12 protein-coding genes are annotated in these 13,651 nt (G+C 69.3%); 8 read left to right on the forward strand and 4 right to left on the reverse strand.

Going from position 1 to position 13,651, the window contains the following annotated elements; translation table 11 throughout:
• Positions 1-71: 71 nt before the first annotated feature.
• On the reverse strand, positions 72-1,055 hold the full coding sequence (locus tag ACZ7L9_RS17540) for an ArsR/SmtB family transcription factor (RefSeq protein ID WP_471416047.1): 984 nt from the start codon (positions 1,053-1,055) through the stop codon (positions 72-74).
• 73 nt (positions 1,056-1,128) lie between these two features.
• Between ACZ7L9_RS17540 and ACZ7L9_RS17545 the strand changes: the two genes are divergently transcribed.
• The 4 genes from ACZ7L9_RS17545 (at position 1,129) to ACZ7L9_RS17560 (ending at position 5,484) form a co-directional block, all read left to right on the forward strand.
• Complete coding sequence (locus ACZ7L9_RS17545) at positions 1,129-2,610, forward strand: MFS transporter (RefSeq protein WP_471416048.1); 1,482 nt, start codon at positions 1,129-1,131, stop codon at positions 2,608-2,610.
• A 10-nt stretch (positions 2,611-2,620) separates the two neighbouring features.
• Positions 2,621-3,130 carry a MarR family winged helix-turn-helix transcriptional regulator gene (locus ACZ7L9_RS17550; RefSeq protein ID WP_383751004.1) on the forward strand — a complete coding sequence of 170 codons (510 nt, stop codon included), beginning with the start codon at positions 2,621-2,623 and terminating at the stop codon, positions 3,128-3,130.
• A gap of 63 nt (positions 3,131-3,193) precedes the next feature.
• A complete protein-coding gene (locus tag ACZ7L9_RS17555) occupies positions 3,194-3,526 on the forward strand; it encodes a DUF3817 domain-containing protein (protein ID WP_471416049.1) in 333 nt (110 codons plus the stop codon).
• Between the two features lie 257 nt (positions 3,527-3,783).
• Positions 3,784-5,484: an acyl-CoA mutase large subunit family protein gene (locus tag ACZ7L9_RS17560; RefSeq protein WP_471416050.1), complete on the forward strand. Its 1,701-nt coding sequence runs from the start codon at positions 3,784-3,786 to the stop codon at positions 5,482-5,484.
• 52 nt (positions 5,485-5,536) lie between these two features.
• On the opposite strand, the gene ACZ7L9_RS17565 is transcribed toward ACZ7L9_RS17560, so the two are convergent.
• Entirely contained in the window at positions 5,537-6,166 is a 630-nt protein-coding gene (locus ACZ7L9_RS17565) for a TetR/AcrR family transcriptional regulator (RefSeq protein WP_471416051.1), read from the reverse strand.
• 318 nt (positions 6,167-6,484) lie between these two features.
• Here ACZ7L9_RS17565 and ACZ7L9_RS17570 point away from each other — a divergent pair, with 318 nt between their 5' ends.
• The 4 genes from ACZ7L9_RS17570 to ACZ7L9_RS17585 all read left to right on the forward strand — a co-directional run bounded on the left by ACZ7L9_RS17570 (position 6,485) and on the right by ACZ7L9_RS17585 (position 10,654).
• Positions 6,485-7,465, forward strand: a complete 981-nt coding sequence (locus ACZ7L9_RS17570; RefSeq protein ID WP_471416052.1) for a tetratricopeptide repeat protein — start codon at positions 6,485-6,487, stop codon at positions 7,463-7,465.
• Between the two features lie 599 nt (positions 7,466-8,064).
• The gene (locus ACZ7L9_RS17575; protein WP_471416053.1) at positions 8,065-8,703 is read left to right on the forward strand and encodes a DUF6230 family protein; all 639 of its coding nucleotides are present in this window, start codon (positions 8,065-8,067) and stop codon (positions 8,701-8,703) included.
• 96 nt (positions 8,704-8,799) lie between these two features.
• Positions 8,800-9,384 carry a DUF6114 domain-containing protein gene (locus tag ACZ7L9_RS17580; protein WP_471416054.1) on the forward strand — a complete coding sequence of 195 codons (585 nt, stop codon included), beginning with the start codon at positions 8,800-8,802 and terminating at the stop codon, positions 9,382-9,384.
• The gene (locus ACZ7L9_RS17585) at positions 9,374-10,654 is read left to right on the forward strand and encodes a hypothetical protein (protein WP_471416055.1); all 1,281 of its coding nucleotides are present in this window, start codon (positions 9,374-9,376) and stop codon (positions 10,652-10,654) included. Before ACZ7L9_RS17580 ends, ACZ7L9_RS17585 begins: the two co-directional genes overlap by 11 nt.
• Positions 10,655-10,894: 240 nt before the next feature.
• Here ACZ7L9_RS17585 and pyk read toward each other — a convergent pair whose 3' ends face one another.
• Together pyk and ACZ7L9_RS17595 are read right to left on the reverse strand one after the other, a co-directional pair.
• The gene (gene pyk, locus ACZ7L9_RS17590) at positions 10,895-12,325 is read right to left on the reverse strand and encodes a pyruvate kinase (RefSeq protein ID WP_471416056.1); all 1,431 of its coding nucleotides are present in this window, start codon (positions 12,323-12,325) and stop codon (positions 10,895-10,897) included.
• Positions 12,326-12,399: 74 nt separating this feature from the next.
• Positions 12,400-13,650, reverse strand: coding sequence for an acetate kinase (locus tag ACZ7L9_RS17595; protein WP_471416057.1), 1,251 nt, complete (start codon positions 13,648-13,650; stop codon positions 12,400-12,402).
• Position 13,651 lies beyond the last annotated feature (1 nt).

Raw genomic sequence — 13,651 nt, forward strand, 5'->3', positions numbered from 1 at the left:
GCCCGTACCACCCGAGGAGCCCCCTTGCCGCACCGGCAGGAGGGCTCTTCGTCATCTTTTGTGAGCTCCTCTCAGGCCGGCACCGCCAGCGCGATGCCGAGCGGCGTCCGCTCGTACAGCACCTGGTGTCCGTATCGCCGCGACGTCAGCAGCCCCGCCGCCCGCAGCACCGACAGATGCTCCGATACGGAGGACGGTGCCAGGCCCAGCCGGTGGGCGAGGGCGCTCGTCCCGGCCGGTTCGTCGAGCGCGCACAGCACATCGGCCCGCGTCCGCCCCAGCAGCCGGGAGAGCGTCTTCGGCGTGCGGTCCGCGGGCTCCGTCCACAGAGCGCCGATCCCGCGCGCCGGGTAGATCACCGCGGGCTGCCAGGGCGGCTCGTACCCACTGACCACATCCGGCCAGGCGAAGACGCTCGGCATCAGGACGAGGCCCTGACCGCCGAGCACCCGGGAGTGCCGGCCCTTGATCCCGATCAGCGTGAGCGTCGAATCCGTCCAGCTCAGCTGCGGGCTCAGCTCACCGAGCAGCCGTGCGAAGCCGACCGCGGCGAGCCGGCGCGAGTGGTACGCGATGTCCGCCTCCAGCAGCGCGCGCAGTCGCGGCCAGTCCGGTTCGACCAACACCCGCCACGCCTGCTCCAGCAACGCGGCCAGCTCCTGCTGCGCCCGTGCGGGGTCGGCGAGCATCGCCCGCCCGGCGGGGGAGTCCCGGGTACCCGGCATGCACGCGAGCGTCAGCGCCAGGTCCTTGCGGACCAGCCGGGGGTCGACGGCACGGACCCCGGCGATCTCCTCCTCGAAGGAGGCGTAGGGCCCCAGGGGTGGTGGGGACAGGAAGTCCGGACTGTGTCCGCTCTCCGGCATCAGCGACCACAGCGGCCGGAGATCGAGCCCCGTGGCGGCGCTCCGGATGCGCCTCAGCCACGGCTCGTGGTAGCGCCCCCGACCGGGACGCAGGAGGGTACGTACCGCCTGCTGCGTCTCCCAGATCGGAGAGAGCGCGAACCTGCAGCGCAGCAGATCGCTCTCGTCGAAATGGAGATGGAACGACATCGGCCGCCTCGTCAGGATTCGGTTCAGGCCGAAAGTCTACGGAACGAGGGTCTTGCTCCTCCAAGCTGCGCCCATGCCGAGCAACAGCCCCGACCTGGTGGGCAGCCCCCACGACGCGGCGGACACCCCGAACGGTCCGACGGGCCCGTCTCCCCACGAACCGTCAGCCGTACGCCGCCGAGCGGACGCCCACCCCGCCGGACCGGAGCCGTCGCCGGCCCCCTCCCCGGAGCGCGCCGACCCCATTGACCCGAACCCGTCGCCCGCGCTCCGGGGCCCGGCCGTCGCGGACCCCGGCACGTCCCGCGGCTACCGCGCCGTCTTCGCCGTACGGGAGTTCCGGGCCGTATTCGCCGCCCATCTGCTTTCCCTTCTGGGCCTGATGGTCAGCGAGCTGGCGCTCACCGTCCTCGTCTACGACCTCACCGACTCGCCGCTGCTCAGCGCCCTCACCTTCGCGCTCGGCCTGCTGCCGTACCTGATCGGTGGCACGCTCCTCGCCGGGGTCGCCGACCGCTACCCCGCCCGCCGGGTCCTGGTCACCTGCGATCTGCTCTGCGCGGGCTGCGTCGCCTTCATGGTGCTGCCCGGCACCCCCGTCGGCGGGCTCCTCGCCCTGCGTTGTGCCGTCGCGCTCGTGTCGCCCGTATTCACCGGCACACGGATGGCCGCGCTCACCGACATTCTCGGCGAGGGCGATCTCTATGTACTGGGCCGCTCGCTGCTGCGGATCGTCTCGCAGAGCGCGCTGCTGATCGGCTTCGGTGTGGGGGGTGTGCTGCTCACCGTGGTCTCCGCGCGCGAGGCGATCGCGATCACCGTCCTGACCTTCCTCTCCTCGGCGGCCCTGCTCCGCTTCGGCACCCGGAACCGGCCCGCCCGGACCGGCGACAGCGGCGACGGGGGCAATCTGCTCAAGGACTCACTCGCCGGAGCGCGCACAGTCTTCGCCGACCGCAGGATCCGCGCGCTGACGCTGCTCTTCTGGGTGCCGCCTATGTTCGTCGTGGCACCGGAGGCGCTGGCCGCACCCTACGCCGACGAGATCGGAGCCGACCCGGCCGCGCTGGGGCTGCTGATGTGCTCGATGCCGATCGGCAACATCGCCGCGGAACTGTACGTGGGCGGCGTGCTCACACCGCGCGCCCGCTCCCGGATCGTGCTGCCGGCCGCCGTCGCCGGGCTCCTGCCGCTCCTGCTGTACGGGCTGCGCCCCAGCCTGCCGCTGGCCATGGCCGCGCTCGCACTGGCCGGGGTGGGGGCGGCATACGTCATCGGCCTCGACCAGTGGTTCGTCGAAGCCGTACCCGAGAAGCTGCGGGGCCGGGCGATGACCCTGCAGACCGCGGGGCTGATGACGGTCCAGGGCATCGGCATGGCCCTTGCCGGGCTGGCCGCCGAATTCCTTCCCGTCCATCAGGTGGTCGCCGGATCCGCTGTGATCGGTACGGTGTGCACGCTCCTGCTCGTCCGTGAGGTCGGCAGCACGGCAACCGCACCCCGAATTCGGACCGAAGTTCGAGACAGTGCTGACCAGCATATGACCAGTGGGTAAGGTCGGTGCCGTGCCGAAGCCGCTCAGTCTCCCCTTCGATCCCATCGCCCGCGCCGACGAACTCTGGCAGCAGCGCTGGGGCCCGGTGCCCTCGATGGGGGCGATCACCTCGATCATGCGCGCCCAGCAGATCCTGCTCGCCGAGGTCGACGCGGTCGTCAAACCGTACGGACTGACCTTCGCCCGGTACGAGGCACTGGTGCTGCTCACCTTCTCGAAGGCGGGCGAGCTGCCGATGTCCAAGATCGGCGAGCGGCTCATGGTTCACCCGACCTCCGTCACCAACACCGTGGACCGGCTGGTCCGCTCCGGACTGGTCGCCAAGCGCCCCAATCCGAACGACGGCCGCGGAACCCTCGCCTCCATCACCGACAAGGGCCGCGAGGTCGTCGAGGCGGCGACCAAGGACCTGGTCGACATGGAGTTCGGGCTCGGGGTGTACGACGCCGAGGAGTGCGCGGAGATCTTCGCCATGCTGCGGCCGCTGCGGATCGCGGCCCATGATTTCGAAGAGGCGTAGAACGGCGTTTCGAGGGCCCGGCCCGCTGCAAGATCGCCCCGGGCGTCCGGTTACGCTCGATCCATGAAACGCAGTGTGCTGACCCGGTACCGGGTGATGGCCTACGTCACCGCCGTCATGTTGCTGGTGCTCTGCACCTGCATGGTCTTCAAGTACGGCTTCGACATGGGCAAGGATCTGACGCTCGTCGTCTCCCAGATCCATGGTGTGCTCTACATCATCTATCTGATCTTCGCCTTCGACCTCGGCTCCAAGGCGAAGATGCCGGTGGGCAAGCTGCTCTGGGTGCTGATCTCCGGCACCATCCCGACGGCCGCGTTCTTCGTCGAGCGCAAGGTCGTCCGCGAGATCGAGCCGATGGTCGCGGACGGTTCTCCCGTCACCGTCAAGGCCTGAGAGCCTGTCGGGTGGGCCACGGCGTGGCACGCACGCTTCCGGCGTTGCCGAAATGCCCTAGTAGCTCCGCTACAAGGGCCTTCCGGCGCCTTGGAATCGCACGCACCGCGCCGCGTCCGCTTTCCGATCGAAGGTCACCCGACAGGCCCTGAGAGCCTGTCGGCCCGGTCCGGGCCGCACCGGCCGAACCGCCCCGCGCGAAGCGCCGGGCGGTTTGCCATCGACATTTACTAGGACGTCCTAGTAAATTCGATTGTATGGACGCTGACGCGATCGAGGAGGGCCGCCGCCGCTGGCAGGCCCGTTACGACAAGGCCCGCAAGCGTGACGCGGACTTCACCACACTCTCCGGAGACCCCGTGGAGCCCGTGTACGGCCCCCGCCCCGGGGACGCATACGAGGGATTCGAGCGGATCGGCTGGCCGGGCGAGTACCCCTTCACCCGGGGGCTCCACCCGACCGGCTACCGCGGCCGGACCTGGACCATCCGCCAGTTCGCCGGCTTCGGCAACGCCGAGCAGACCAACGAGCGCTACAAGATGATCCTCGCCGCGGGCGGCGGCGGGCTCAGCGTCGCGTTCGACATGCCGACGCTGATGGGCCGCGACTCCGACGACCCCCGCTCGCTCGGCGAGGTCGGGCACTGCGGTGTGGCCATCGACTCCGCCGCCGACATGGAGGTCCTCTTCAAGGACATCCCGCTCGGCGACGTCACGACGTCCATGACGATCAGCGGACCCGCCGTCCCCGTCTTCTGCATGTACCTGGTCGCCGCCGAGCGCCAGGGCGTCGACCCGGGCGTGCTCAACGGCACGCTCCAGACCGACATCTTCAAGGAGTACATCGCGCAGAAGGAGTGGCTCTTCCAGCCCGAGCCCCATCTGCGCCTCATCGGCGACCTGATGGAGCACTGCGCCCGCGACATCCCTGCGTACAAGCCGCTCTCCGTCTCCGGATACCACATTCGCGAGGCCGGGGCGACGGCCGCGCAGGAGCTCGCGTACACGCTCGCCGACGGCTTCGGCTACGTGGAGCTCGGCCTCTCCCGCGGGCTGGACGTCGACACCTTCGCGCCCGGCCTCTCCTTCTTCTTCGACGCGCACCTCGACTTCTTCGAGGAGATCGCCAAGTTCCGCGCGGCCCGCCGGATCTGGGCCCGCTGGATGAAGGAGACGTACGGCGCGAAGACCGACAAGGCGCAGTGGCTCCGCTTCCACACCCAGACCGCCGGTGTCTCGCTCACCGCCCAGCAGCCGTACAACAACGTCGTACGCACCGCGGTGGAGGCGCTCTCCGCCGTCCTCGGCGGCACCAACTCGCTGCACACCAACGCTCTCGACGAGACCCTCGCGCTCCCCTCCGAGCAGGCCGCCGAGATCGCGCTGCGCACCCAGCAGGTGCTGATGGAGGAGACCGGCGTCGCCAATGTGGCCGACCCGCTGGGCGGTTCCTGGTACGTGGAGCAGCTCACCGACCGGATCGAGGCCGACGCGGAGAAGATCTTCGACCAGATCAAGGAGCGCGGCACCCGGGCCCATCCGGACGGGCAGCACCCTGTCGGGCCCATCACCTCCGGCATCCTGCGCGGCATCGAGGACGGCTGGTTCACCGGCGAGATCGCCGAGTCCGCGTTCCGTTACCAGCAGTCGTTGGAGAAGGGTGACAAGCGAGTCGTCGGCGTCAACGTCCACCACGGCTCGGTCACCGGAGACCTGGAGATCCTGCGGGTCAGCCACGAGGTCGAGCGCGAGCAGGTCCGGGTGCTCGGCAGCCGCAAGGACGTCCGCGACGACGCCCGGGTGAAGTCCGCGCTGGACGCGATGCTCGCCGCCGCCCGCGACGGCTCCAACATGATCGGCCCGATGCTCGACGCGGTACGCGCCGAGGCGACGCTCGGTGAGATCTGCGGGGCCCTGCGCGACGAGTGGGGCACCTACACGGAGCCGCCCGGCTTCTGACGGGCGGTCGGCGGCGACCGCTGTCGCCTCCGGGGGCGGCAGCCCGCCCCCGTTACGCGGAGGCCGCCGCCCCCAGCCCCGCCAGCAGCAGCACGGTGAAGCGCCGGGCCCAGTCCGCGTCGACGGGCTCGGCGCTCACCAGGGCCCGGTGCACGACCGCACCGGCGATCACATCGAAGATCAGATCGGCGGTCGTCGCCGCCATCGCCTCGTCCTGCTCGACAGGCAACTCTCCGCGTTCCTGGGCCCGTTGACGCCCCTGGAGCACCAGCCGCTTCTGCCGGTCCACGATCGAGTCGCGGATCCGGGTCCGCAGCGCCTCGTCGCGCGTCGACTCCGCGACCACCGCCATCAGCGCCGTTTGGGTCTCCGGCCGCTCCAGCAGCGCGGCGAACTGCAGCACCATCGCCTGCACATCGGCCGACAGGCTGCCCAGATCGGGCAGTTCGAGCTCGTCGAAGAGGACCGCGACGGCATCCACGACCAGTTCGTTCTTGCCTGCCCAGCGCCGGTACAGGGTCGTCTTGGCGACCCCCGCCCGCGTCGCCACATCACCCATCGTCAGCTTCGACCAGCCGAGGTCCACCAGGGAGGCTCTGGTCGCCTCCAGGATCGCTTCATCGGCCGCGGCGCTGCGCGGGCGTCCGGTTCGAGGGGGTTCGGGGTGGCCGTGGCTCAGCATGCCGTGACAATACCCGTCAGTAAGTAGTGCCGAGCGGCCCCGTCCGCCGTGAGACAGATCACCGAACACGCTTGTGCGCGAGGGGTGCCGGGCAGTTACGCTACGGGTCGTAGCGTAAGGACGGCGGTCATGCCGTCGTGACGCCACGACCGAACGACAGCCACAGGCACCGGGTGGGGACCCGGCGCCGAATCGGGTCATTCAGGGGCCCTCGGGTCGCGGTCTGTCCGGGCACCCCGCACGCCGGCGGGGGCTACGGACGGGTGCGGTTCCCGTATCGCTTTCCATATCGGTGCGCCGAGGGGGGAGGATGTACGTATGCAGCCTAGGAACATGTCCATGAGCGGCGTCGTCGACCTCGCCGCGGTGAAGGCGGCCGGCGAGGCCAAGGTGAAGGCGGAGCAGGCCCGCGCCGAGGCCGCCCGGCAGGGTGGTGGCGGTGCCGTACCGCCGTCCGCCCTGGTGATCGATGTCGATGAGGCGGGCTTCGAGAGCGATGTCCTGCAGCGCTCCACGGAAGTCCCGGTCGTCATCGACTTCTGGGCCGAGTGGTGCGAGCCGTGCAAGCAGCTGGGACCGCTTTTGGAGCGCCTGGCCCAGGATTACAACGGCCGCTTCGTGCTGGCCAAGGTCGATGTCGACGCCAACCAGATGCTGATGCAGCAGTTCGGCATCCAGGGCATCCCGGCGGTCTTCGCCGTTGTCGCCGGGCAGGCCCTCCCGCTCTTCCAGGGCGCGGCCCCCGAGGCCCAGATCCGGCAGACGCTGGACCAGTTGATCCAGGTCGCCGAGGAGCGGTTCGGGCTCACCGGGATCGTGGTCGACCAGGACGCGGCCGCCGGCGAGGAGGCCGGCCAGGCCCCGGCCGAGGCGCCCGCCGGGCCGTACGACGCCCTGCTCGAAGCAGCCGTACACGCCCTGGACGCCAATGACTTCCCCGGCGCCGTCCAGGCGTACAAGAACGTCCTCGCCGACGACCCTGCCAACACCGAGGCCAAGCTCGGTCTCGCCCAGGCCGAACTGCTCGCCCGGGTCAAGGACCTGGACCCGCAGCGGGTCCGCCAGGACGCCGCGGAGAAGCCGGCCGACCTCGCGGCGCAACTCGCGGCCGCCGATCTGGATCTCGTCGGCGGTCATGTCGAGGATGCCTTCGGGCGGCTCGTCGAGACGGTGCGCCGTAATTTCGGTGACGACCGGGACGCGGCGAGGGTGCGGCTGCTGGAGCTGTTCGAGGTGATCGGCCCCGATGATCCGCGGGTCGTCGCCGCGCGTACCGCGCTGGCGCGGGTCTTGTTCTGATGTGACAACACGGCCGTGGTACCCCCGGGGTGCCACGGCCGTTTTCGCGATCAGGGCGATAAGAGACGGCTTCGCTTTACCAAATCTTGATAAAGGTGTCGTCTGTTACTCGCAGTAAATCGCCCCCCGGGATCTGTCCGTATAACGGCCCCGATTCTCCCTTTCGTCCTTCCGTTCGGTGCCACCCTGTGTGGCCGGGCGGTATCACCCGGTCGCGCCTCGGTTATCGGGCCGTTACTAGTGAGTAACGAACCCCTTGTGCGGCGGGCGCGAATGCACCACGATCGGCCACGCTCGGTCCAATAACGCCAGCCCGGCTGCCAGTCGGCGCGGCGGCCCCGTTGGGTCCCCACCGAGTGGGTCGGCGGCAGTGGCGCCGACCCCGGACAGGGGGGTTCCTGCCGTCCGGCAGGGCCTGTCCGAACAGGTTGCGCGATTGCGTGGCCAGTGGTTGTCGCTCGGGGGTGATCGCCGGTGATTCGGACGCGGTTCCTGCCTCCGTACGCGGGCGCTCTCCTTCCCGAGGACGTAGCACTTCTCCCATCCCAGGACGGGCCCAGGCCCGGACCGGAGATGTACGTCCGAGAAGGAGGAAAATTATGAGTTCCCAGGTTCGTGGCGGCACCAGATGGAAGCGTTTCGCTCTGGTCATGGTGCCGAGTGTTGCCGCGACCGCCGCCGTCGGCGTGGCCCTCGCGCAGGGTGCGCTCGCCGCATCGTTCAGCGTGTCCGGCCAGTCGTTCAAGGTGTCGGCCGAGTACCTCGACGGCCGCGGCTTCTCGCAGTACGGCGGCATAGACGCCGGCTACGCGGAGCTGAAGGGTGACAAGAAGACCATTCACCCGGTTGCGATCTCGTCGTTCCGGACGGCCAAGATCACCAAGATGTGCCAGTCCGTCGTCACGCCGGACATCCCGATCCTCGGCTCGGTCAGCCTTCAGCTGAAGGCCGGCGGCAACGGGACCCCGGTTTCGGCCAAGAATCTGTACATCGACGTTGCCGACCTCAACGCCGATGCCGAGTTCTCCAACATCGACATCGGTGTTGCGGCCAAGGACGCCTCCAAGGGTCCGGCGATCAAGGCCAACGAAAACGTCAACGAGAACGGTTTCGCCCAGCAGGCGGACCGCGCCCAGCTGCGGAACGTGCAGCAGACGGCGTGGGCCACCACGGCCGGAACCTTCAAGCTCAGCGGTCTGAGCATGAAGCTCTACAACGGCGTCAAGGAGTGCTACTAAGCGCTCCGCCCGGACGGGCGGAGCGGTCACGCCGCCCCGCCCGTCCGACTCCCTTCTTCTTTTCACAGCACGACCGGTTCCAGGGAGCTGTTTTCCATGAGCGCCGAGACCACAGGCACCCGCGACTTCACCTACTGGAGGCTGCGGTTCCGTGACTGGCGGCAAACCCGGCCTTTCTGGGCGGGTCTTTTCACCGCGCTCGGTGGCGGTCCGATCGCATATCTTCCGTACGCGAATCTCAAGCTCGGCCATCTGACGCTGGCCATGGCAACCACCGCCGGCGCGGGTTCACTGATCATCGGTGTACTGCTGATCACGCTCGGCCTGACCATGTGGTTCCAGCAGATAGTCCGGGTGTTCGCCGGTGTCGCCACGATCCTGCTCGCGCTGGTCTCCATCCCGGTGTCCAACCTCGGCGGTTTCTTCATCGGGTTCCTGTTCGCCCTCATCGGCGGCTGTCTCGCGCTGTCCTGGGCCCCGGGAGAGCCCGCGGCCGAGACGGAGTCCGGCCTGCACACGACCGGTAAGCCGGCCGAAGAGCCGCAGGGCGGGGAAGCGACCGGAGTCGAACTGCCGGAGCAGCGCGCCACGACGGCGTACAGCCCGGGTACCGCTCCCTGGAGCGACGACGTCCCGAACGGAATTGTTGACGCCAACGGCGGGAGGAACAGTGCGGGGTGACGAGACGCAGCTGAACTCGACCGGGGAGGACCTCCGGACGAGAACCGGACCGCGCCACGCGGCCCCCCGGAAGTCGTTGCTGACTAAGCTGCACATACCCGCGGGCAAGGCCTTCGCCCTCGCCGCGATGCCGACGGCCGTCTTCGTGGGCATGGGGCTCACCCCCAAGCTGGCGCTGGCCGACGACAACACGGACATCCCGTTCGCGCCCGGTCCCTGCGTGACCCGCTCCGACGAGCCGAGCGAGTCACCGTCACCGTCCGCGTCGGAGACGAAGTCCCCGTCCCCGTCAGCCTCCGAGTCCGGTGACAAGGGCGGGACGGCGACCCCGAAGCCCTCGGCCACCCCGTCGGCCGGCGAGACCGCCGAGGCCGAGCCGAAGTCCGCCGAGGCGAAGTCCGCCGAGGCGCCCGCCGCCACGCCGAGCGCCTCGCCCACCCCCACGAAGTCGAAGAACCCGCTCGACCCGCTGGGCGTCGGCGACGCGCTCAAGGACCTCTTCGACGGGCCGGGCAAGGAGACGGCGAGCCCGTCCCCGGCCGCCACGGCGTCCCCGAAGCCATCGGAGAGTGACGGCGCGGCCAAGCCCGCCGAGAAGCCTTCCGAGAAGCCCGTGGCGAAGGCGACGGACGCAGCGAAGGAGACGGCCGACAAGACCGCTGCCGCCATCCGTGAGGCCGCGGAGAAGGCCGGCAAGTCGGTCGAGGAACTCGACGAGAGCGTCAAGGGACTCGAGGCGAAGAAGGACGACGACATCCCGGACGGCGCCAAGGAGCGCTTCCCGTGTCCGACCGCCGACCCCGAGGCGCTGGCCGCGGCCGATCTGGAGCAGGGCATCCCGCTGCTGCCGAACGAGCCGTGGATCCTGGAGAGTTCGATGCTGACCCTGGGCGGCCTCGACTACAAGGGCATCGTCGAGGTGAAGAAGGGCGACGGCACCACGAAGAAGGTGCTCAAGTTCACGGCCAAGTCCGTCGACATCAAGGACCTCCACCAGAAGACGGTCGGCCCGGCCGGCACGACGGGCCATGTCGAGGCGCGGAAGGGCTCCACGTCCACCATCCGCAACGGCACGGTGACGATGTACACCGAGGAGCTCAAGGGCAACCTCTTCGGCCTCATCCCGGTCACCTTCAGCCCGCAGACCCCGCCGCCGCTGAACGTGCCCTTCGCCTTCTTCACCAAGGTCAAGGTGACCCAGGCAGGCCAGTTCGGCGGCACGCTCAAGGTCCCCGGGCTGCACAACTACTTCACCGGCGGCAACAGCTAGGCCCTGTCCTGCCGATCTTCGCAGGCCCGGAACGACTGGCACGGCACCTCGCCGCGATGTCGAAGTCGCCCGAGTACGTCCAGTACGAGGACGATCCTCCGCCTTGCGATGCACCGCACCAGATGTCCCGGGCTGATCCACGAAGGTCGACAGGACAGGACCTAGCAGCCGAGCCCCACCAGGACTGTGGGCCGCACTCCGGAAGGAGTGCGGCCCACAGTCCTACGGGTACCGGGCGCGTCAGTCGCGCGCCCCGCCGCCGACATGGTGCACCCGCACCATGTTCGTCGTGCCCGGGACGCCGGGGGGCGAGCCGGCCGTGATGACCATCGTGTCGCCCTCGTTGTAGCGGTCCAGCTTCAGGAGCTCCCCGTCGACCAGGTCGACCATTGCGTCCGTGTTGTCCACGTGCGGGACGACACGGGCCTCCACGCCCCAGCTCAGAGCGAGTTGGTTGCGGGTGGACTCGTCCGTGGTGAAGGCCAGGATGGGCTGCGCCGCACGGTAGCGGGAGAGACGGCGGGCCGTGTCACCGGACTTGGTGAAGGCGACCAGTGCCTTGCCGTTCAGGAAGTCCGCGATCTCGCAGGCGGCACGGGCCACCGAACCGCCCTGAGTACGGGGCTTCTTGCCCGGGACCAGCGGCTGGAGGCCCTTGGAGAGCAGCTCCTCCTCGGCGGCGACGACGATCTTCGACATCGTCTTGACCGTCTCGATCGGGTACGCGCCCACGCTGGACTCGGCGGACAGCATGACCGCGTCCGCGCCGTCCAGGATCGCGTTGGCGACGTCGGACGCCTCGGCGCGGGTCGGCCGCGAGTTGGTGATCATCGACTCCATCATCTGGGTCGCCACGATCACCGGCTTGGCGTTTCGCCTGCAGAGCTCCACCAGGCGCTTCTGCACCATCGGGACCTTCTCCAGGGGGTACTCCACGGCCAGGTCGCCACGGGCGACCATCACACCGTCGAACGCCATGACGACGCCCTCCATGTGCTCGACCGCCTGCGGCTTCTCCACCTTGGCGATGACGGGGACCCGGCGGCCCTCCTCGTCCATCACCTTGTGGACGTCCTTGATGTCATTGGCGTCCCGTACGAAGGAGAGCGCCACCAGGTCGCAGCCCATCCGCAGGGCGAACCGCAGGTCCTCGACGTCCTTCTCGGACAGGGCCGGGACATTGACCGCCGCGCCGGGCAGGTTGATGCCCTTGTGGTCGGAGATGACACCGCCCTCGATGACGATGGTCCTGACCCGGGGGCCGTCGATCGCGACGACCTTCAGCTCGACATTGCCGTCGTTGATCAGGATCGGGTCGCCCTTGGCGACATCGCCGGGCAGGCCCTTGTAGGTCGTGCCGCAGATCGACTTGTCGCCGGGGACGTCCTCCGCGGTGATGGTGAACTCGTCCCCGCGGACCAGCTCGACGGGGCCTTCGGCGAACTTCGCCAGGCGGATCTTCGGGCCCTGGAGATCGGCGAGCACACCGACCGCACGACCGGTCTCGGCGGCGGCCCTGCGGACCCGGTCGTAACGACCCTGGTGCTCCTCGTGGCTGCCGTGACTGAAGTTGAAACGTGCCACGCTCATGCCGGCCTCGATCAGAGCGACGAGCTGCTCATGGGAGTCGACGGCGGGACCGAGTGTGCAGACGATTTTGGAACGGCGCATGAGGCGGATCCTATCGGTTTGTTTCGATGCGGAATATTCCGTCTGGTGGAAGGTACAAAGGGGCGCGGGGGTGCTCAGTTGTGGACCTGTCCGACGAGTGCGAAGGTCTGGACGGCGATCTCCAGTTCCTCGTCCGTCGGCACCACGGCGACCGCGACCCGTGCGTGGTCCGGCGAGATCAGCCGCGGTGCGCCGGACCGTACGGCATTCAGATCCGCGTCCACCGCCAGGCCGAGCTCCTCGAGACCGGCGATCGCAGCCTCCCGTACCGGCGCCGAGTTCTCCCCGACCCCCGCCGTGAACACCACGGCATCCACCCGCCCGAGGACCGCCGAATAGGCGCCGATGTACTTCTTCAGCCGGTGCACATAGATGTCGAACGCCAGCGCCGCACGCTCGTCGCCCTCGTCGATCCGGCGCCGGATCTCCCGCATGTCGTTGTCGCCGCACAGCCCGACCAGGCCGCTCCTCTTGTTCAGCAGCTCGTCGATCTCGTCCGTCGACATCCCCGCCACCCGCCGGAGGTGGAAGGTGACGGCCGGATCGATATCGCCGGAACGCGTGCCCATCACCAGTCCCTCCAGCGGCGTCAGCCCCATCGAGGTCTCCACGCACCGGCCGCCCGCCACCGCCGACGCGGAGGCGCCGTTGCCCAGGTGCAGCACGATGACATTGACCTCCTCCGGCGTACGTCCCAGCAGCTCGGCGGCCTTGCGGGAGACGTACGCGTGCGAGGTGCCGTGGAAGCCGTAGCGCCGGATGCGGTGCGCGTCGGCGGTCTCCACATCGATCGCGTACCGCGCCGCGCACTCCGGCATCGTCGTGTGGAACGCCGTGTCGAAGACCGCCACCTGCGGAAGGTCCGGACGCAGGGTCTGGGCGGTACGGATGCCGACGATGTTCGCCGGATTGTGCAGCGGGGCCACCGGGACCAGGCGCTCGATCTCCTCCAGCACCTCGTCGTCGATCACCACGGGCTCGGTGAACCGCAGCCCGCCGTGCACAACCCGGTGACCGATCGCCGCCAGCGCGGGGGAGTCCAGGCCCAGCCCGTCGGCCGCAAGCTCCTCGGCCGCCGCCTTCAGCGCGGCCTCGTGGTCGGCGATCGGGCCGGTCCGCTCGCGCGACTCGGCGCTTCCACCGAGCAGCCGGGTGTGCACCAGCCGGGAGGTCTCCTCGCCGATCCGCTCGACCAGTCCGACCGCGAGCCGGGAGCGGTCGCTCATGTCCAGAAGCTGGTACTTCACCGACGAGGAGCCGGAGTTGAGGACCAGCACGTGGTACGCGCCCGTCGTGGAAGAGCCCTGTGTGGCCGGGGTGGTCATC

The sequence above is a fragment of the Streptomyces sp. NPDC111516 genome (assembly GCF_055635345.1).